This is a genomic window from Gemmobacter lutimaris, assembly GCF_003570715.1.
Classification (GTDB): domain Bacteria; phylum Pseudomonadota; class Alphaproteobacteria; order Rhodobacterales; family Rhodobacteraceae; genus Gemmobacter; species Gemmobacter lutimaris.
This window is the reverse complement of sequence record NZ_QXXQ01000027.1, coordinates 1-18,527: the sequence shown is the minus strand read 5'-3', so window position 1 is coordinate 18,527 and position 18,527 is coordinate 1. Positions and strand designations below refer to the sequence as shown.

At 62.9% G+C, this 18,527-nt stretch carries 21 protein-coding genes; 12 read left to right on the top strand and 9 right to left on the bottom strand.

The features are described 5' to 3' along the window. Nucleotides 1–125: 125 nt before the first annotated feature. The 4 genes from D2N39_RS21860 to mobC all read right to left on the bottom strand — a co-directional run bounded on the left by D2N39_RS21860 (nucleotide 126) and on the right by mobC (nucleotide 5,680). Nucleotides 126–980, bottom strand: coding sequence for an SIR2 family protein (locus tag D2N39_RS21860; protein WP_119136841.1), 855 nt, complete (start codon nucleotides 978–980; stop codon nucleotides 126–128). 182 nt (nucleotides 981–1,162) lie between these two features. Then, nucleotides 1,163–3,256 (bottom strand): UPF0149 family protein, encoded by a 2,094-nt coding sequence (locus tag D2N39_RS21855; RefSeq protein ID WP_145693641.1) that lies wholly within the window; start codon nucleotides 3,254–3,256, stop codon nucleotides 1,163–1,165. Between the two features lie 161 nt (nucleotides 3,257–3,417). Next, the gene (locus tag D2N39_RS21850; protein WP_146177483.1) at nucleotides 3,418–5,244 is read right to left on the bottom strand and encodes a relaxase/mobilization nuclease domain-containing protein; all 1,827 of its coding nucleotides are present in this window, start codon (nucleotides 5,242–5,244) and stop codon (nucleotides 3,418–3,420) included. After that, nucleotides 5,237–5,680 carry a plasmid mobilization relaxosome protein MobC gene (gene mobC / locus D2N39_RS23480; protein ID WP_233557371.1) on the bottom strand — a complete coding sequence of 148 codons (444 nt, stop codon included), beginning with the start codon at nucleotides 5,678–5,680 and terminating at the stop codon, nucleotides 5,237–5,239. Before mobC ends, D2N39_RS21850 begins: the two co-directional genes overlap by 8 nt. Before the next feature lie 581 nt (nucleotides 5,681–6,261). On the opposite strand from mobC, the gene D2N39_RS21840 reads away from it, so the two are divergent. From D2N39_RS21840 to D2N39_RS21815, 6 genes are all read left to right on the top strand, one after another. Then, nucleotides 6,262–7,050 (top strand): nucleotide-binding protein, encoded by a 789-nt coding sequence (locus D2N39_RS21840; protein ID WP_108129895.1) that lies wholly within the window; start codon nucleotides 6,262–6,264, stop codon nucleotides 7,048–7,050. After that, on the top strand, nucleotides 7,050–7,760 hold the full coding sequence (locus D2N39_RS21835; protein ID WP_108129894.1) for a hypothetical protein: 711 nt from the start codon (nucleotides 7,050–7,052) through the stop codon (nucleotides 7,758–7,760). Before D2N39_RS21840 ends, D2N39_RS21835 begins: the two co-directional genes overlap by 1 nt. Further along, a complete protein-coding gene (locus tag D2N39_RS21830) occupies nucleotides 7,757–7,993 on the top strand; it encodes a hypothetical protein (RefSeq protein ID WP_108129893.1) in 237 nt (78 codons plus the stop codon). The genes D2N39_RS21835 and D2N39_RS21830 overlap by 4 nt, the downstream gene beginning before the upstream one ends. A gap of 102 nt (nucleotides 7,994–8,095) precedes the next feature. After that, the gene (locus tag D2N39_RS21825) at nucleotides 8,096–8,389 is read left to right on the top strand and encodes a WGR domain-containing protein (protein WP_325048525.1); all 294 of its coding nucleotides are present in this window, start codon (nucleotides 8,096–8,098) and stop codon (nucleotides 8,387–8,389) included. 125 nt (nucleotides 8,390–8,514) lie between these two features. Next, the gene (locus tag D2N39_RS21820; protein ID WP_108129985.1) at nucleotides 8,515–8,805 is read left to right on the top strand and encodes a hypothetical protein; all 291 of its coding nucleotides are present in this window, start codon (nucleotides 8,515–8,517) and stop codon (nucleotides 8,803–8,805) included. Continuing rightward, a complete protein-coding gene (locus D2N39_RS21815; RefSeq protein WP_089258539.1) occupies nucleotides 8,805–9,137 on the top strand; it encodes a type II toxin-antitoxin system RelE/ParE family toxin in 333 nt (110 codons plus the stop codon). Before D2N39_RS21820 ends, D2N39_RS21815 begins: the two co-directional genes overlap by 1 nt. 206 nt (nucleotides 9,138–9,343) lie before the next feature. Here the strand turns inward: D2N39_RS21815 and D2N39_RS21810 are convergent, their stop codons facing one another. Together D2N39_RS21810 and D2N39_RS21805 are read right to left on the bottom strand one after the other, a co-directional pair. Continuing rightward, nucleotides 9,344–10,057: a lysophospholipid acyltransferase family protein gene (locus tag D2N39_RS21810; RefSeq protein WP_108129891.1), complete on the bottom strand. Its 714-nt coding sequence runs from the start codon at nucleotides 10,055–10,057 to the stop codon at nucleotides 9,344–9,346. Between the two features lie 45 nt (nucleotides 10,058–10,102). Next, on the bottom strand, nucleotides 10,103–10,345 hold the full coding sequence (locus tag D2N39_RS21805) for a DUF982 domain-containing protein (RefSeq protein WP_108129984.1): 243 nt from the start codon (nucleotides 10,343–10,345) through the stop codon (nucleotides 10,103–10,105). 857 nt (nucleotides 10,346–11,202) lie between these two features. Here D2N39_RS21805 and D2N39_RS23015 point away from each other — a divergent pair. The 5 genes from D2N39_RS23015 (at nucleotide 11,203) to D2N39_RS23010 (ending at nucleotide 13,177) form a co-directional block, all read left to right on the top strand. Next, entirely contained in the window at nucleotides 11,203–11,379 is a 177-nt protein-coding gene (locus D2N39_RS23015; protein ID WP_158589906.1) for a hypothetical protein, read from the top strand. A 120-nt stretch (nucleotides 11,380–11,499) separates the two neighbouring features. Continuing rightward, nucleotides 11,500–12,252 (top strand): transglutaminase-like domain-containing protein, encoded by a 753-nt coding sequence (locus tag D2N39_RS21800; RefSeq protein WP_108129983.1) that lies wholly within the window; start codon nucleotides 11,500–11,502, stop codon nucleotides 12,250–12,252. A 215-nt stretch (nucleotides 12,253–12,467) separates the two neighbouring features. Further along, nucleotides 12,468–12,674, top strand: a complete 207-nt coding sequence (locus D2N39_RS21795) for a cold-shock protein (protein ID WP_068768037.1) — start codon at nucleotides 12,468–12,470, stop codon at nucleotides 12,672–12,674. Nucleotides 12,675–12,730: 56 nt separating this feature from the next. After that, nucleotides 12,731–12,949, top strand: coding sequence for a hypothetical protein (locus D2N39_RS21790; RefSeq protein ID WP_108129890.1), 219 nt, complete (start codon nucleotides 12,731–12,733; stop codon nucleotides 12,947–12,949). A 66-nt stretch (nucleotides 12,950–13,015) separates the two neighbouring features. After that, nucleotides 13,016–13,177, top strand: a complete 162-nt coding sequence (locus D2N39_RS23010) for a hypothetical protein (RefSeq protein WP_158589905.1) — start codon at nucleotides 13,016–13,018, stop codon at nucleotides 13,175–13,177. Between the two features lie 432 nt (nucleotides 13,178–13,609). On the opposite strand, the gene D2N39_RS21785 is transcribed toward D2N39_RS23010, so the two are convergent. Continuing rightward, nucleotides 13,610–14,014 (bottom strand): single-stranded DNA-binding protein, encoded by a 405-nt coding sequence (locus D2N39_RS21785; RefSeq protein WP_108129889.1) that lies wholly within the window; start codon nucleotides 14,012–14,014, stop codon nucleotides 13,610–13,612. Nucleotides 14,015–14,781: 767 nt separating this feature from the next. Between D2N39_RS21785 and D2N39_RS21780 the strand changes: the two genes are divergently transcribed. Beyond that, on the top strand, nucleotides 14,782–16,170 hold the full coding sequence (locus D2N39_RS21780; RefSeq protein ID WP_119136839.1) for a DUF4041 domain-containing protein: 1,389 nt from the start codon (nucleotides 14,782–14,784) through the stop codon (nucleotides 16,168–16,170). A gap of 49 nt (nucleotides 16,171–16,219) precedes the next feature. Here the strand turns inward: D2N39_RS21780 and D2N39_RS21775 are convergent, their stop codons facing one another. Both D2N39_RS21775 and D2N39_RS21770 read right to left on the bottom strand, forming a co-directional pair. Further along, the gene (locus tag D2N39_RS21775) at nucleotides 16,220–17,155 is read right to left on the bottom strand and encodes a DUF2493 domain-containing protein (RefSeq protein ID WP_119136838.1); all 936 of its coding nucleotides are present in this window, start codon (nucleotides 17,153–17,155) and stop codon (nucleotides 16,220–16,222) included. Nucleotides 17,156–17,539: 384 nt separating this feature from the next. Continuing rightward, nucleotides 17,540–18,391, bottom strand: a complete 852-nt coding sequence (locus D2N39_RS21770; RefSeq protein ID WP_119136837.1) for a DUF7146 domain-containing protein — start codon at nucleotides 18,389–18,391, stop codon at nucleotides 17,540–17,542. Nucleotides 18,392–18,527: the final 136 nt, after the last annotated feature.

Here is an 18,527-nt window from a genome sequence, read left to right as displayed (position 1 = left end):
AACGGCTTCAACCGCTCCATCTGCTCGTCTGTCAGCCAGAAAAGGTTGCTCATCCTCACCCCCAATGTCCGGGAGCTTGAATCACGCAGCGACCGCAGCCTCAAGCCGATCAATGGGTCCTGACCCTAGTCGTCCTTGGAGAACGGGATTGCGGTCACACCCTTGTGCTCCCAGCGGGACGTCGCATCGTCCGCATCACCCGACTGAAAGGCGTAGGCCTCATCCAACCGTCCGTATGATTTGTTCAGGGCCTCCAGCAGATATTGTACTGGAGGGTCGTCCGCGTTGTAGCCAACGAACACCACGGAATAGCGATCGATCACATCTTTGAAAAAGCGGGTTGCCCAACCTTCTGCAAGGTATGCACGCCCGAATTCAGCGCTCGACAAAACGAACCCATCGCCCTCAGCCCCATCGTAGTCACCCGTAGCACGGCCATGCAGATAGACGATCCCATGCAAGTCCCCCGGTCTTGCCGGGTCGGGTAGCCTTGGCGGCTGCCACGCCTCCAATCCTCGCCCGCAATCATCAAACAATCGGTCAAAGTTGGTCGTGACTAGCTTCGTTACACCATCCTTGGTCGTAGCAAGGTCCAGCAGAATTTCATGTGCCGACAGGTCCACACCCTTCTCAGGGTCGAAATCCTTCACCTTGTGCGGGTCAAGGGCTTGCGCAACGGCAGACTCAATGTCTCTTTCAAGAAAGTCGCGCTCAAGCAGACCGAAAACTCGGTCGGCTGAAATCAAACCCGGCACGCCGGTTCGCCCTTCTATCTCGCGGGCCTCAGACAAAATCTTGACCGCCGCGGAGTCGTCAGGAACGCCAAGTGTCTTTAGGATCTGATCTGCTAGGCCGAAGAAGTCAGGCAACTTAGCTTTAGCCCGTGAGACGCCAGCGCCACAGAAGAATACGACTCGGCCTTCATCCAGGGCCAGAAGCAATTCATCTGGTATGTCCGGGCCATGCTCAATGAATTGCACTAGTCAACCAGCCCCATTTCTCTTTTAGATTGCTTATCAAAGCGTGCCTCCGCTTGCAATTGAGATTGACTCCCAGTGAAAAAAACAAAGCTGTCATGTCCGCTTTTCCATGGGCTGTTCTTCACTTTGCAAATGCAGCGAATGTCCGCAATCCGCCCTTCGCGACGCCTCTCGCCCTATCTTCACCCTGAGTTTTTCGCCTGCCGTTCCGCGATCAAAGCCGCGAGTTCAGGCAGATCGGCACCGGCCAGGCCAGTCGCTCCAATCTCAATCAATCTTCGGTTCTCCTTGGTCATGCCCTTCTTCGGCCATGCCGACTGGAACCTGTCCAGGGCCTCAGAAAACCCGGATGCCCAATCGCCCTGCGCCTTCTTCGATCGACTGGATATCGAGGCCGCGAACTCGGCGGGCTCGGACGCTCTTTCGGCAACCGCCTGGGCACGCATCATCAGAAGGTCCATGAACCGCTGGAAGCGGGACGGGTCGATCCGGGGAAGGACGGCGTCCAGAATCCGGGGCAGCCACTGGTTCGGCATGATGATTTTCGGCGCGATGACGATCCCGGTCAGGTAGCCATCAAGCCAGTCAGACGAAAGGCCCGTTCCGCGCAGCAGCGCGGCAACTTCACCCTTCTTCTCGGGCTCGGGGGCCGCTTCGGCCAGATCCTCAAGCGATGCCTCCGGATCGAAATCCGGATCATCCCGCACCCAGGCCTCAATCGTTTGCTCATGGATGTCGAGCATGACCGGGATCTTCTTCAGCTCCCGGCCTTCGAGAAGCGCGGTGGCGCAAGCCACAAAACCGGTCGCATCCGGATGAAGGCTTTTCTCCAGCACATCGGCGCTGCGGGCCATGATACGGGCCCACCAGTCGCGCCGGGTCTCGAGCCATTTCCAGAGCGCGACCTCTGCCGAGCGAGCGCTGCGCGCCTTGTCGAGGACCGCATGGGCTTCATCGCTGTCCTCGAACCAGCTTTCGATGATCTCGTGCCGATCCCACCAGTCTTCGCTGGCCATGATCAGGGCACCCTGCTGACGTGAGGGAAGCGCCTTGACTGCCGCGAACGATCCCATGTCGGCAATAAGATCCGGCGTCGATCTGGGCTCCGGGCGCAGCCCGTCGAGGCCGCAGAGGCGCGCCACCTCGATCAACCCCGGCACTGGCGGCAGATCGCGGGCAAGACCATCGGCCAACGCGAGAGACACGGCCCGGCGCAAACAGTCGGTCGTCCCGGTCAATGCGCCAACCTCTTCCGACATGCGCTCAATGATCGACTTCTGCTCCCGGGCGGTAGCACAGGGGATGGTATAGGCATCCTTTACGCCTTGCCCCTGCTTCAGGAGCAGCATCGCCATCTTGCGTTGCGATCCTGCTTGCAGCGCGACACCGATGCTCTGCGCCCCACCCCCATCCGGCAGGGTCATGCGGATGCCATGAATCTTCCATGGGGTCACGTCCGGGTCAGCAACAACGCCTTTGCGCATGGCCTCTTTGAGAACCTGATCGACGCTTCTCCGTGCCGCATCCTCGGGCATCCAGCTGCGCAGAACGACCAATGTCGCCAGAATGCGCCCCGGAAGGTCGCCGCGCGCAAGACGATCAGCCAGGCCTTGCGCTGCGGCAAGGCGGATATGTGGAGCCGGGTCAAGCAGCCAGAAACAGGCCAGATCGGCATGGAGCGCATCGCTTCGACCCACCGAATAGGCCACCACATGATCGCGCATCTCCGGGGGCATGGCCGGGAAACTTTCGGTCAGCGCATGGTGCAATGCGAGTGGATCGCCCTCTGCCTGCTGGATCAGTTCGGTGAAGAGTCCTTCAAGCAGGGCTTCGCCTTCGACGGGATTGGCCGTACGTCGCCCATTTTCTAAAATGACGCCCTGGCGGTGCAACTCCAGAGAAGCCGGGGCGGTCAGGCCATTGCGCGTCCAGAGTTGGGCGAAGATGAGGTTGTGAGCAGGCGTCATCCGCCCCTGTCGCCGCGCAAGATCAAGCGTGTCTTCGACAGTCTTGAGAAAGGTCTGGCCGCGCGCCTTGCCGTTTTCCCTGGCGATACGGGCGGCATCGAGGCCTGCGCCAAGCAGATCCAGAAGGCCCTCGTCATTCGGCGAAGGCGTTTCGATAGCACAGAGCTGCGCGACGATCTGGCCGCCCAGGGCCGGACGATGCAAGAGGTCGAAACTCATGCGCTCCAGAACATCGCGACGCGCGCCAAAGCCATCGTCGCCCGCAGCCGCAAGGGCGGCCAATGCCTCATCGATCCGACTCTTTGCCACGTCTCACCCGCCGAGCAGTACTGTTTTGACGACCAGCCTATCGAAGCGGCTGTGGCTTGTCAGGAAGATATGGCAGCCGTGCCTGGCGACAAAATGGCGGGCACGCTGACCGTGGCCAGAGCCGAAGGAGAAAACCGGGGGCGGCGCGCACCTGGACCGGATCACAGGTCCCAGTCCGCCACGCCCTTGCGCTCCGATTGTCTGGCCAAATCGCGCTCTGCCTTTGCCACCTCACGCAAAGTCAGTCCCAAGGCGACATGCGATTTCGCGGCTGAGACCACTGCGCGGGCGATCCGGTGGCGTTCGGCCTGATCCCCGACATCCTGCGCCAGCGCATCTGTCCGGCCTGCGGCGAGGTCTGTCACGATGCCCGCCCCATATCGCGCCCGCAATTCCCCCGCGAAGCGCTCCGCATGAGCATCCCCCCGGAACTCAACCTTGCCCTCGGCCTGCATGATGCGTCCCATGGACCGCAGCGCGCGCACAAGCCGGTCGTTCTCAGGCGCGGTTTCATGGGTAACGGTATGGTCAATCGCCGCCGCCGCTCGGTCATAAAACCCCTGCAGCTCCCCGGCCATGCGCCGTCCCTGCTCCGGGTCGCGCAGGTCCAGTCGTTCCCGTCCGGCGAGGAGCAGAAGATCGCTGCGCACCCAATCCCGCTCTTCCCAGGCGTTCGCTGCACCCGTTTCCAGACGGCTGGCGATGTGATCACGGCTGAGGCCAATCGCGGCGGCACCCGCCAGGATATCGTCCCGCAGCCGCTCCGTTGCCCCGGGCTGCAGGGTCGTCTCCAGCTTGCCCCGCATCAGGACATCGCCATCGAGCGCCATGCCGTAAATCACCGACTGCGGCATCATCTGCAGAAGCTGCGCGCCGCGGGCATCACCGAGGCCACGGGCGATGTCGACGGCATAGCCATAAAGCTCATCCCGCAGGTCCTTCCGCTCGGCCATGGGTGCCTTGCGGATCCTGGCTTCTGTCTCCGTCATCCACCCGCTGAAATGCTGCTCCAGATCAGCGCGCTCGAGCGTCGCCGCCTCGGCCGGAAAGGGATGCAGCACCCCGCCCCGCCGCAGCACCTCCTCCGCTTCGGCGATCTTTTCCCCGATCTCCGGCAACCCGGTCAGCGCTGCCACATGGTGCAGGCTGCGCATGGTGTCGGCCGTACGCGCCAGAGTGGCCAGCGCATCCTCCAGCGCCCGGCCCTCGCGCGGTCGTTCTTCCGGCGCCCGGCCTTCCGTCCGTGCCCGCTCGATCTCTGCCCGCGACGGGCCATAGCTCAGCAGCCCCCGCTCCGCCCGGGACGTGGCATCGAGGAACACGCCTTCCTCGGCCGCGATGGCCACCATGCGCTCCTTCATCCTGTCGAGGTTGAACGCATGCTCCCTGGCCATGAAGAACCAGCTGTCGTTCAACATGCCCCGGTTGTTCACCACGATATGGACATGCGGATGCGCCCGGTCGGTATGCAGCGCCGCGACATAGGACCAGACATCGTCCTGATGTTCGCCCGACTGGAACATCTCGAAGGCCCAGGCCTCGGCAATCAGCGTGGCCTTCTCGGCCCGCACATGGGACGGAAAGCTCAGCAGCAGATGACTGGTGTGCCCGTTCTTGGGAGACCCTCGCCAATCCTCCACCCAGTCGCCCACGATCTCCCTGCGCTCTTCCCGGGTCAGCCCCCTGGCCTTGTCATCCAGCACCACGCCATTGCCGAAGATCGCGGCCGATTTCGAGAACAGGTAATCCATCTGCGTCGCCAGCTCCTTCGCATTGGCCGTGCCGCCCCTGCCGATCTTCTTGATGACCGCGGCATGCGAGCCGAGGGCAAAGCGCCACAGCTGGCTGGCCCGGGCTGAGAACCGGAAGCCCTGCCGGGAGGGGGAGGATGACCTCGCCTTCACCCGCCCCTGCCGAGGCCGCAGGAAATCGAGATCGCCCAGAACCGCCTGAGCGAGGCCAACAGGCCGCGAACCAGGCTTAACCACGGCGCGCGCCTGCCTGACCTTCGGCAAACTTCAGGAACAGCGCCACGCCCTGCCGCCGACGTTCCGCGATGATCTGGCTCAGCGCCTTCGCCACCATCGGCAGTGACCGGCGCAATTCTTCGACCGATGCCCATTGCGCCCGCACCATCGGCGCCCGGCCCCGGTTCGCCGCCAGCGCGATCTGGTTCACATTGGTGCCGATCTTTGCCAGCTCGTAGCGGATCTCCTCCAGACGCGCGCTGTCCTCCCGGCTGAATTCGAGGAAGCCCGAGGCCATCCGCACGACCGACCGCACCCCGTCCGAGCGGGATTTCGCGCCAAGCTGCACGCAAAGCGCATCGAAGGCCCGCAGCTCTTCAGCCGGCAGACGGCAGCTGACGACCTGTCCCCGATCCGCCGACCGGGGGCGCCCGCGCCCGGCGGATTTCCGGGGCACCGGATCAGCGGCATTCCTCGCCACCCCAGCCGAATTTCGGTCTTTTCCATGCGCGTCATATTTTACCACAGACCTCATCCACCGAATATTTGTAGACACATCGCATTTCCTGCCACCTTCTCTATCCCCTTCTTTCGCCCCTTGATCAAGCACAATCTATGCGCGATATGACCCCTTGCAGGTTGTGCTCCCCTTGGGTAACTCACCTGACACCGAGTGCACTTCGCTGTTCGCTGAATGCACAAGGCGCAACCGGAGAAGGTGCCCCTCCAAGCCCTTGGCAGGAGGGCATTTCCCGGGAAGAAGTGGTGGTAACGCCCTGTTTTTATTGATGTGAGGACCCAACCGTTCAGTGTTGCGGGTTCGAAGAAAGGATGTTTAGGATGCGTGTTATGGCATCAGCGACGTGTGATCAGGGCTACGCCTTATGATACACGCATTGCGCGATCAGATAAAAGATATACGCATCCAGTAATCAGACAAATGATTAAAGAAATACGCCTTGCGCAATAGGGTTTGCGCGAGATGGTTTCTGATATACGCAGTCCGGCTTCAGATTAAAGAGATGTGATTTAAGATAAATGATTTTGGCGATCTGCATTCAGACAAATGGGATCGGCGATACGCGAAGTGAGGAAGATGGTATGGGTTACGGAATACGGGTTGTGCTGGTGATGAACAGGAAGGGCGGATCGGGCAAAAGCACGCTCTGCCGCGCCCTCGCCTCTGCCGCAGCAAGTCGCGGCGAGACGGTCACGATCTTCGACACGGATGCCTCGAAGTCTTGCCTCAAGTGGATGCAGGCGGGGCAAGCAGCCGGAAACTGGTCGCCGCTGGTCGAGGTGATCCACACACTTGACGCGCACCGGGTCGTCGAGGCGATTGACCAGATCTATGAACAGCCGGACCAGGAGCATCTGATCCTGATCGACACCTTCGGCGGCGGGTCTGAGGCGCAAGACGTGCTTGCCGTTGCCGCCCACCGGATCATCTGCCCGATGATGCTGTCACGCGGTGATCTCAGCGAGACCCTTGAGACGGCCAGCTGGTATCTGAAGCTCCGGGGCCGGGTCGACAATCCGGATGAGCTTGCCGGCTTCTCCGTTGTGTTCAGCCGGGTGCAGGTCCGGCTCTCTGAAGCCGAGCGCGCGGTGGCGGATGAACTCTTCCGGTCGTTGCCCGCGTGCGAAGCCTGGTTGTCCAGTCGCAGCGCCTATGTCCGGATGGACAAGGAAGGGCTCCTCGGCCCGATCGCGGACAAAACGCCAAACCGCGGGCTGGCGGCGCATCTTCAGACTGCCGTGAAGGAAGCCGGTGAACTTCTCGACGAGATTGATCAGTTGATCGCGGCACCGGCGGAGGTCGCATAATGGCACCGCGTAAGGATCAGATGCGGATCATCCGGCAGGACGCAGGTTTTTCGGCAAAGCTTGGGTTTGGTGGGATGGTCGCGCCACCGGCAGAGGCCCACAGGCCAAGCATGGCGCCGCTGTCTTCGGTCAATGTCATGTCGGGGGTGAAGCCTGAAGAACCTCTGACCGGGGCAGCCTCCACACATGTCATTCCTCAACACGATGATGGCGGATTGCCCATCTACGGCCAAGAAGAAGCCCGGAAAGAGGAGGGTGAACCGCAGACACCACCGCACTTGGCGCAACGCCATGCGGTGCCTGCCCCTTCCGCAACGGCCCGAGGTCAGGTCGTCTATGTCGCGGTGTCGCTCACTGCCCGGCAAGCCTGTCTGGCAGAAGCCTGGGCCGCAGTGGCGCGGTGCTCGGTCCAGTTCCTGATCCGTCGCGTGGCCCAGGGCCTGCGTGACCAGCTCTTTGACGATTGGGAGCGCGATGGCATGCCCGAAGTCAGTGAGCCTCGCGGCGCGCGGGGCAAGCATCCGACCAGCGTGACATTGACCCTGCGACCGCCTTTTGCAGCCGACTTGGCCGCCCGGCACGACCCGCTTGGAATCTTAGGATTGGCGCGGGTCATGGGCCCGGCCTTCCGCGCACGGTTCCAGGAGGCGTTCGACTTGGCCCTGGACAAAGCGCCGCTGCACACGACACCCGAGGGAGAAGAGAAATGACTGATCAGAAATCGAATGCCCTCCACTACGTCACGCCGACAGCCGAACTTGATGTTGGTCGGCCTGTGGAATGGATGGTTGACCCGGATCACCGTGAGACGATCCTCGGCGTCACCTATGAGTTCAGCCACACGGGCGAGCGCAAGACGGTCTGGTACACTGCCAACAAACGCCGCCCGAGAAAGCTCGCCGTCGTGGCAGTGACCCACCTTCAGCAGTTTGAAGCCTCCTGATCAAGGCAGGCCGCCGGTAGGCGGCCGCGCTCATAGCCAAGGGCGACCCGAAGGTTGCCATCCATCAAGTTTCTGAATCGGATCGTACTATCCGATTCAGAAATGCCATTGGACTTCCTACGCACCGGAGCAGATTCTGAGCCGAGGAGGATAGCAATGGCATTGGCACATCTGCACCGCACCGATCCCAAGGCCAACATGGCCCGGTTCTATTGCATTGAAGTCGCACCGACACTGTTCGGCGAGGTCTCCGTTCTTCGGACCTGGGGCAGGATCGGGACGCGCGGTCGGACAAGTGTCGAAACTTGCCTGTCTGCCGCAGAGGCGGAGAAGGCTGCAGTCCGAACGCTTCGCCAGAAGGAGCGGCGTGGGTATCTGCCTACCCGGCAAATGTAGCCCTAAGTTACAGGCTTTCCGCCCGCCGCTCGTGGATGGCCTGCGCAAAGTCAGCCGCATGCGATCGTTGAAAGGAACTTGGGGAAAGTTTATGGTGCTCCAATGGACCACCGGCGGAGAAGATGATGAGCGTTCACAAGCAGAGTGTCAGCTTCACAGATGCTGCTTTCAACTTCGCTCGCGAGCTCGTCGAGAGCGGGGAATATCCAAACATCAGCGCTGCGGTCTCTGGCGAAATGGCGCGTGCGCGCGCGGCGCGGGAGAGGGAGCGCCTTATCTTCGAAGCCGAAGTCCAGAGGCGTCTCGCCCTCCCCCTTGATGCATGGGAACCCGTCCGAACGGGCGAATCCATCACATCTGGTGCGCGTGCCCAACTGGCACGGCTCGCCGAGTCCGGCGGTGGCACCGCCGCCTGATGCACCTCGTTCGACATCCGTTAGTTGACCAAGACCTCGCCGCGTTGGTTGATCACATCGTCGAGGTCACCGGTGGGGACTTCGACGCTGCCGGACGACGCCTTGATGAGGTCGACGAGCTTATCGCCGACATCTCAGCCAATCCGCTGTCCGGTGTTCGATTGGCGCCACCACTCGATGGATGGCTCGTCCGCCATGGCGGGCGGGGTCACCGACTTACCGTCGTGTTCCGTGCGGATCTCGCCCAGGACCGCCTCTTTGTTGCACTTGTTGCCTTCGGTGGTCGGGACTGGATGACGGAAGGCAAGACTCGGAAATCTTTCGGCAGGTGACCAACATTTACCGTGACCGTCAGGGCGGATGGGCCTGTCCGGTTTAGCCGCCGGTCCATGTCGCGTAGCGAAGATTATGTAACACAAATTGACACAGAGGGCGGGAAGCTGTCGGTCAGCTCGGATCATCTGGCCGCCCATCCAGGCTGGAAAGCGGACGGTCGCATGTCTTCAGGGCCGCTTGGGCACAAGGCAACGAAACTGTCTCAGGACATGGCCGCGACGAGGCGGCTCTTTTCGGTGTTCAGAAGCTGCTCGACCTGCGCCATCACCTCGGCGGGGGGCAGGCCGGGCGGGATCGGTGGGAAATAAGAGGCGACGATCGTGCCGCCCCGCTTTGCGCCTTTGCCCCAGAAGCAGCCGGCATTGTGCACTACCGGAACCACCGGCAGATCGAGCTTGCGATAGAGCGCAATCAGCCCGGGCTGGAACTTGCGTTGCTCATGCACGCCGATGCGGGTGCCTTCGGGGAAGATCAGGATCGAGCGGCCGCGCGCCACCTCCTGCCGCGCCTCGGAAATCATCGCCGCCATTGCCCGGCCGCCGCCGCTGCGGTCGACTAGGATCATCGGCGCATGGCGCAGGAACCAGCCGAAGACCGGGATCTTGCGCAGCTCCTGCTTGGCGATTATGCAGACATCGGGCACCAGCTGGTTGAACGCGAGGGTTTCCCAGGTGGACTGGTGGTTGCAGACATAGATGCAGGGGGCATCGAGATGCTTGTTCTCGACGCCCTCTTCGCGCAGGCGCAGCCCGAGGATGCGGTGCGACAGGCCCAGCACGCCGCGGGTCCAGAAGCGGATCGCGGCGCGGGTCAGGCCCGGGCGGTGCAGCACGGCCAAGGCCGGGATGAAGAGGCTTTGCAGCAAGGTCCAAAGCCCGAAAAACACGTCGAAAAGTCTGGATCGGACGCTCAGCATCCTTGGCCTCGTGCGCGGTGGTGCAAGCCTGTGGTCGGGGCGCGCTCAGGCGGCGCGGGGCAGGTCGGGGGAGTGTTGCGGCACGAAGCCCGCGCTGCGGGCCGCGCCGAGGAAGGCGTGGCGCGCCTCGCCGACCGAGCCCAGACAGTCCATCGCGGCCTCAAGCCGGCCAAGCGCATGTAGGCGCGCCGCGTCGGCAACGGGCCATTTCTTGCGCAGCCAGTATTGCGCCTGTTCGATCGTGCTGAATTTCTTCACGTCGCCCTCGGGCGAGATGACAAGAGACATGGGTACACCCCAGTAGATTTCGATCAAAGTATTGGTCTTTCTTGGAAAACGCGAGGGTACCCGGCCGGGCCGGTTCCGCTCGCCGAGGGCGCCCCGGCCAAAGGGCCGTTCGCGCCAGGTTGATGTCTGGGCCTCGGCTCTGGCCGCGCGGGTCGCGCACCGGAAAGCCTGCCAGTTTGGTCATTCGCGAGGTCGCGCGGCGCCATCCGAGCCGTGCCCGCGGGCAGGTTCGGCCTGACGGCATTCCCCGGTATGGGCGCGCCCATCGTGTCCCCAGGCCGCCGGCGCGGCGCGCCCAAGGTCTCTGGTCTGGTCGAGCTGTTTTACGTGGCCGGTATCGGTCATCGTGTGTCCCTTTCTGAAGTGCCGCCCGCAGGATGCAGGGGCAGAGCACGGCTCATGGTCGTCGCTGAGCCAGAAGGAACAGGGTCCGAGAAGAAGAAATGCCTGACCTAGATAGGGGCTCGCAGACTGGATTGCGAGAAAATAAAGCACTCCCGCGCCGCATATCCGTCAACCCGTTGCTGCGGAAAGATAATATTCCGACAGCTTGGGCCGTCCGAACCATCCGAAGGCGGTTTTCTGTCGCCCGGCGACGGTTTCGCGACGGTTCGCCGGAAACAGGGCTCGCAATTGGGCCGAGATCGGCCCATATCATGAGGATCTGCAGTGTTCATCCCGGGGTCGGACGACGACCTCTGCGGGCGCCGTGGCGCCGATCGGGGAACCGGGCAGTGATCCGTGCCCTCCGATCTTCCAGACCTGCAGTCCGAAGGCCTGATCGCGACGGCGCCCTGTGTTCCTTGCGACGCGGCATCAGACCCCAAAGACCGTGTTGCCTGAAAGGATGCTGACCCATGAAGAGACCTGACACCAAGGCGCCCAAAGCCGCCGAGGCCCCCCGGACCCTCACCTCGCACATTCCCGATTCCCCGACGCCGCCCGAGCGCAAGTCGATCTTCGACACCTCTTACGCGCCCGAGGGCGCCGAACGGCGCAAGGCATGGTCGCGTTTCGATCGCAAATCGGAATGAGGGCCGACCCGCCCAGACCCGGTGTCCCGTTCAAACCCAGAGAGGTCCATGATGAGCGCCTCTGACATTCGGATCAAGCTCGGGTGCCGGTTCAATCTGAGCCTGCAGCAGCCAACCCCCATGATCGCTTTGCTCAACGTGCATTTCTCGCGCGCGGGCGATCTGGAGTTCCCCGATCATCTGCGCAGCGTGCCGCCGGTGCCGCTGAGCGCCTATCGCGACGGATTCGGTAACTGGTGCACGCGCCTTGTTGCGCCCGCTGGGGCGTTCAGTATCGGTGCCGAGGCGATCATCGCCGACAGCGGCCTGCCCGATGCGCGCCCGCCCGAGGGCGGTCAGGTGGCGGTCGAGGCCCTGCCCGACGAGGCGCTCGTCTTTCTGCTGGGCAGCCGCTATTGCGAGACGGATGTTCTGTCCGATATCGCCTGGCGGCTCTTTGAGCATACCCCGCCCGGATCGGCCCGGGTGCAGGCGATCTGCGATTTCGTGCATCGCCATATCCGCTTCGACTATCTCGCCGCCCGCGCGACCCGCAGCGCCGCGCAGGCCTATGCCGAGGCGCAGGGCGTGTGCCGCGACTATGCGCATCTCGCGATCGCCTTTTGCCGTTGCATGAACATCCCCGCGCGCTATTGCACCGGTTATCTGGGCGATATCGGCATGGAGCCGCCCTATGCGCCGGGCGATTTCGCGGCTTGGATGGAGGTCTGGCTGGGGGATCGTTGGTGGGTCTACGACCCGCGCAACAACATGCCGCGGATCGGCCGTGTGCTGGTCGCCCGGGGCCGCGATGCCGCCGATGTGCCGCTGATCCATTCCTTCGGGGCCAATGTGCTGACCGGCTTCGAGGTCTGGACCGATCAGATCGACTGAGCCGCACAAACGATCGGGGCAAGGGCCCGCCAGCGGTACGAAGATCCGAAGGCGGGCCTTTTCCTTTGCAAAAGGCCGGCAAACCGTATAGGAAGGCCAAGCTACGTTGTTCCCAACTGCACCTGTCTCCTTTCTCGGCTTCAGTCTGCCTTTTTGAATTGACTGGGCCAAGCCGCCGCATCTTGCGGGCGGTATTCATTTAAGGAGATCTCACGATGGCCAATGGCACCGTGAAATGGTTTAACGCCACCAAAGGCTTCGGATTCATCGAACCGAAAAGCGGCGGGAAGGACATCTTTGTCCATATCTCGGCCCTTGAGCGCGCGGGGATCGCGCAGCTGAATGACGGTCAAGCGGTCACCTTTGAGGTCGAATCCGGCCGCGACGGCCGTGAATCCGCTCGCGATCTGAAAGTCGCCTGATCGGATCGATCCGGGGTCCGGCCGCCTTGGCCGGATCACACGATCAAGGAGGCGTCATGCCCCGCAAGGACAAGACCCGCGGTTTTTTCCGCGATATTGCTCAGCCGCCGTCCACGGCGCAGGAGCGCACCGATGCCGCCGTCAAGCTGATCCGCGAGACCGAGGCAGATACACGCGCCGAGCTGACGGCGCGGCTGCGCGCGGCCCGCATCGCGCGCGAAGGGACTGGAGCGGCATCCGCCGCGTCCCCGGTCAAGGCGAAAGCGCGCGACTGAGCCGCGCACCACGCCGTCAGACGATATTCTCGGGGGTTCTCTCCGGGATGTTACGGAGGGCCAAACATGCCTGCCGACAATATGCCTTCGGGCAAGACACACGGGGCGCACAAGGTGCCCCATCGGGAGGAAGATCCGGGCCTCGGCTGGGATGAGTTCTTCCAGAGCCTCGTGACCGAGAGAACCCCGGACCGGCGGCGCGCGCTGCCGCAGGGGATTCAGGAGTAGCGGCTTTCACCGCCTTGGCGGTGGACGGCTTTCCCGGTGCGCCGGCTGAGCGCGATAGGGCTCCACGTCGGGCCGATCTGTGTTCGTCGAACAACGCACCGGGAGGTGGAGCGGCAGGGGGAAATCCCTGCCGTTTCGCTTTGCAAAGGCGCCTCGAGCCCGCGTGAGTAGGGCGATGTTCGCACTCTATTATGCGTGACACATGTTTGCTTTGCTGCGGGTGCGACCGGGGCTGCGCTGTGTCTCGATCATCACCGTGCATGGGTCCCGCTACTTTTGTTGCGATGCGCATCGACGTCGGCTTCGGTCGGGGCGCGGCGAAGCCAAGCGTTGGGCCTGACCGGCCGGTTTGGGCCGTTTTCCCGTCCTTGGCCTGTCTCGAGGCTTCCCCCGACCCGGCGGGTTTCCCCGCCGGGGAGGTGCTGGTCGGCTTCAGAAGCCGACCTCGTCGTTGTTGTCGATCAGCTCGGGGCCTTCGCCCTCGGCCGTCTTCGGGCGGCTGAGGAAGTCGATCTTCTCGGCGATGATCTCGCAGCCGTAGCGGTCGACACCCGCCGCATCGGTCCACTTCGAGTAGTGGATGCGGCCCTGGACGAGGACCTTCATGCCCTTCTCGCAGTTCTCGGCGACCGACTTGCCGAGGCCGTTGAAGCAGGTGATGCGGTGCCATTCGGTGTCCATCACGCGGTAGCCGTGCTCGTCGCGGATCGGGCGGCCTTCCGACAGGCGGGGGCGCGAGGTGGCGAGGGTGAAGTGGGTGATCTTCGTGCCGCCCTGGGTGGTGAGGGCTTCCGGGGCCTGACCGATGTTGCCGGCGAGGATGACGATGTTCTGCATGGTGTTTCTCCTGTGTCTGGTGCGAGGGACCATCCCTTCGACAAGACCCGGCAGAAGCCTGTCGGGAGACGTCTGCACGGCTGGGCCAAGGACCAGCCGGAAACCCCCGAGGGGACGGGGTGGAGCGGGCAGGACGCTTTGCGGCCAACACGGCCCGGACAAGAGCGGGGTTGCGGGCAGGAAACCGAACAGGCTTAGGGGATTGTCAGTCGAAGAGGAGGTGCCTCAACCAGACCACAGGGGGAGAGGAACCCAAGCTGACAAGTTTAGCCGACCTCATCCGGCAATGTCAGGACCAAGGGGGAACCGTCCCGAGAAGCGAGAATTAGGTCACCGCGCCCACATATTCCCCCTGCCCCCACGTTAGGCTGCCGCCCTACCCCGCGCCGAGATCGCAGAGCATTTGGAACACCGAATGGCACCGCAGCAATGGGCTCAACTTCACGGCCCGGTCGCAGAGGGGCCTGCGATATGGGCAGAGGGTTCAGATCCAGATCCCACACCATCCGAAGAACCCCGCCATACGACAGAGGTGACCGCCACGATCAGGGATCATCGCGGAGAAGGACGGGCTCGCGACCGGCCAGATCGGCACCGAGTTCGCGGATGCCATAGGCGCGACAACAACGAGGACATCGGCTTCAGCCCGAGACCAACATCGGACCGGGGCGGAATGGCAGCGCTGCAACCAGAGGACCGAGATTCAATCTTGAGGTGCAGACGGCGCCCAAGCATTCTACGGTGACAATGTATTTTCAGGGGAACCTATGGATCCGATCGTATTTGTGGCTTTGGTTTGGTTCGTCCTGGCCCCCGTATTTCTGGTGCTCTGGCTGATTGGAAAACGCAAGCTGCGCTCGAGGACGTCCGAGGCAGAGACGGCTGCCGCGATCCACAGAGAAGAGGTCGCCAAGCTGGCAGCCGAGCACGAGGCAACGAAGGCAAAGTATTCCGCAATCATTTCCGAAGAAGCCGAGGTAGCACGTCTCCAGAGCATTGCTTCCGCACTCACTTCGGACATCGACGCGCTCCGCAAATCCTATGCCGAAAAGCGGGCGCATTTCGACCGGCTGGAAAGCCAAGTCGCCATCTATGATGAACGGCTCGCCTTTGCTGAATTAGGCATCTATGAGCCCCATTTCGATTTTACTGACAGCGAGGAGTTCAAGGCCAAGATCGTCGAGGTTCGGGACCGCCAGAAGGCGATGATTTCGGCAAAGCAGGCGGCGCTCTGCCCGACCGAATGGACGGTGGAGGGCAGCAAGGCCAAAGGGGCCACCATGATCAACCGTCAGATGCGATTAACGATGCGGGCCTTCAATAACGAATGCGAAGCTGCGATCGCCAATGTCCGCTGGAACAACGTTGTTGCGATGGAGAAGCGCATCTTGTCGGCAGCGGCCTCGATCGACAAGGAAAACACCTCGATGAACCTGACGCTGAACGACAGGTTCGTCGCCCTCAAGATCGAAGAACTCCGGCTCACCCACGAATACCGCGAACAGTTGAAACGCGAAAAGGACGAGCGGGCCGAAATGGCGCGTGCCGAGAAGGAAGAGAAGAAGCTCCTGGCTGAAGCCGAGGCGGCTGAGCGGGAGGAGGCCAAGTACCAGGCCCTTCTGGAGAAAGCTCGCAAAGAGGCGAATGGTGACGGCAACGCCCAACGGATCGCAGAACTGGAAGCCACTCTGGCTGCGGCCCATCTGGCCAGCGAACGTGCCCGAGCCATGGCCGAAATGACGAAGTCCGGCTACGTCTATATCATCTCGAACGTCGGCTCCTTCGGGGACGATGTGGTGAAGATCGGGCTGACCCGCAGGCTGGATCCGGATGACCGGGTGCGCGAACTTGGGGACGCCAGCGTGCCGTTCAGTTTCGACACCCATGCCATGATCTACAGCGATGCCGCTCCCGCGCTGGAGGCGGCCCTCCACAAGGAATTCGCCGAAAAACGGATCAACATGTCGAATTTCCGGAAGGAATTTTTTCGGGTCGCGCTGGAGGACGTCGAGGCAGCGGTTGCGCGATTGGCGCCGACGGCTGTTTTCTTCAAAGATCGGGAAGCGCAGGAGTGGCACGAAACCCTCGCGCGCCGGAACGCCAGCTTGCTCGACATGCAATCGGCCGCAGCCAGAGAACTGCCAGCGTCAATCTGAACGGATTGTTTTACGAGGGCCGATCTCCGGCCCTCGAAAGTTGGGGGGCTCACGCCCCCCTCTCGAACTTCACCACCGGGATGCCGAGCTTCTTGGCCTTGTCGGCAAGGTTTTCCTGGATGCCATTGCCCGGGAAGACGAGGACACCCACGGGGAGCACATCAAGCATGGCGTCGTTGCGCTTGAAGGGGGCGGCCTTGGCGTGCTTGGTCCAGTCAGGCTTGAAGGCAACCTGGGTCACACCGCGGGCCTCGGCCCATTTGGCGGCGATGAGTTCGGTGCCCTTGGGGCTTCCCCCATGCAGAAGGACCATGTCGGGATACTTGGTGCGGACCTGATCCAGCTTGCCCCAGATCAGGCGGTGATCGTTGAAGTCGGTCCCCCCGGTGAGGGCGACCTTGGGTCCTGCGGGCAGCATCACTTCGGTCTCGGCCCGGCGCTTGGCGGCGAGGAAGTCGCGGCTGTCGATCAGAGCTGCGGTCAGGTGCTGGTGGTTCACCTTTGACCCAGTGCGGGGCCTCCAGGTGGAGCCCGTGTGATGCCAGAACTCGGTGGCGGCGTGATCGCGCATCATGTCGATGCAGTTCCGCCGTTCGGTGAGGGTCAGGCCCTCGGCCGTCAGACGCTCGAGCTCGGTGGATTTCACTTCGGAGCCGTCCTGCTCGCGCTGGAGGCGGCGCTGGCCCTGTTCGTTGTCGTCGAGCGTCCGTTCGATCCGGGCGGTGGCGCGGTGGAAGAGGTTGACCTGGCCCCAGAGCACTTCTTCGAGGTCGGGTTCCATGCGAGTGTCGGCGAGGCTCGCGACGAGGGCGTCGAAGATATCCGCGACGGCACCCCGAAGGCGGTCTGCATCTGGCATCGGGCGGGGATCGGGCTCGTCCTCGAAGGGGCGGTAGCCGTAGAGCTGCAGCTCCTCCAGCGCATTGGCGGTCTGGGATGCGGTGTGGGCGGGTTCGTAAGCGTCGTCGCGGGTTTGGAACGTCATCTTCTTCTTGCCTCCGGGCCTGTCTGGTCCGCGCGTCATCCCGCGCGGCCTTCATGGGCGTAGATGCGCCGTCACGGGGGAGGACCCTTCACCCCCGCCCCCAAACAACTCAAAAGCGGGGGCCGGAACGCATGTGGAGGAGGACGGGGGGTGGCTGATTTGTGTCGCGATGCAAAGGCGGGGCGTGCCCCGCTGGCGGAAATCAGTTGCCCCCCGTCCTTGAAGGGTCGTCCCCTTTGACGGCCGCTTGCCCATCTCTTGAAGGCCGCTCGGGGGACGGGTGGATAAGCTGCCCCGAGAAGAGGCAGAAGGTGACGGTTCAGACCTGCGATGGCTCCAGTCCGCCTGCCCCGCCGTCTTGAAACGCCCCTTGCGCGGAGAAGCTCAGATTTCCAGGCGCTGCTGATCCTCGGGACCGATCTGCTTTGACAGATGCTGACGCAGCACCGCCGGTCCATCCGCAAGAAGATCGTCGTTAAAGTCCCCGAGCCGCGGTTCGAGCACCCGCACCGAAATCCCGACCTCTGCTGCTCTGGCGGTCAACCTCTCCGCTGCGCGCTGCCCGGCAGGATCGCGGTCGATGGCAATGTAGAGGCGCCGCAACCCCTCCGGCAACAGAACGGCTCCAAGGTGACCCGATGAGAGAGCGGCCCAGACGGGAAGGCCGGGGGCGGCCTCACGAACGGAAAGCATGGTCTCGATGCCTTCGCCGACAACGAGGATGTCATCACATGGGGTCAACCTGACGGCATTGCCAAGAAGGTGACCCATGGCCCGCCGCTGCGTCTCGACTGCCGCCTTGCCTTGGCCGTCAGGCGCGAGCCAGGTGCGATGTACCCCCTGCAAGGCCCCTGCCCCATCGGTGACCGCAGCGATCAGCGCTGGTCGGGGAATGCTCTTGGTCTGACCCTCATCCCGATGCCAGCACTTCGGGTGGAAGCGAAGGGCGCTCGTCTTGCCGCCAAGGATAATGCCCCGGGAGCGGAGATAGGTTTCCGCAAGCGTGCCTGGAACAGGGACCGAGGCCACATACAAGCGCGCTGCCACCTCTGGGGTGCCCCCGGGGGACTTCGATTTTCTCGGGGAAGGGCCATCCGGGGTAACCTGCGCCGGACGGCCAAGATGCGCGCGCGCCTCGGCCAGAAGATCGGGAAAGCGCGTGATCCCCGTCCGCTCGCGGATGATGTCGAGAAGATCGCCATGTTCACCGGTGGCGCCGTCGGTGTTATGTTGAATTCAACATAAGCAGGACCATGTTGCGGCGCGGGTTATGTTGCCGGGCTTTGATTTCCCCTTTGTTTGTTTTGGGTTGCTGCCGTCGGCGCAACATAATGTCTGCGTCAGATTGGGGATATCATGATGCCCCGCAGTG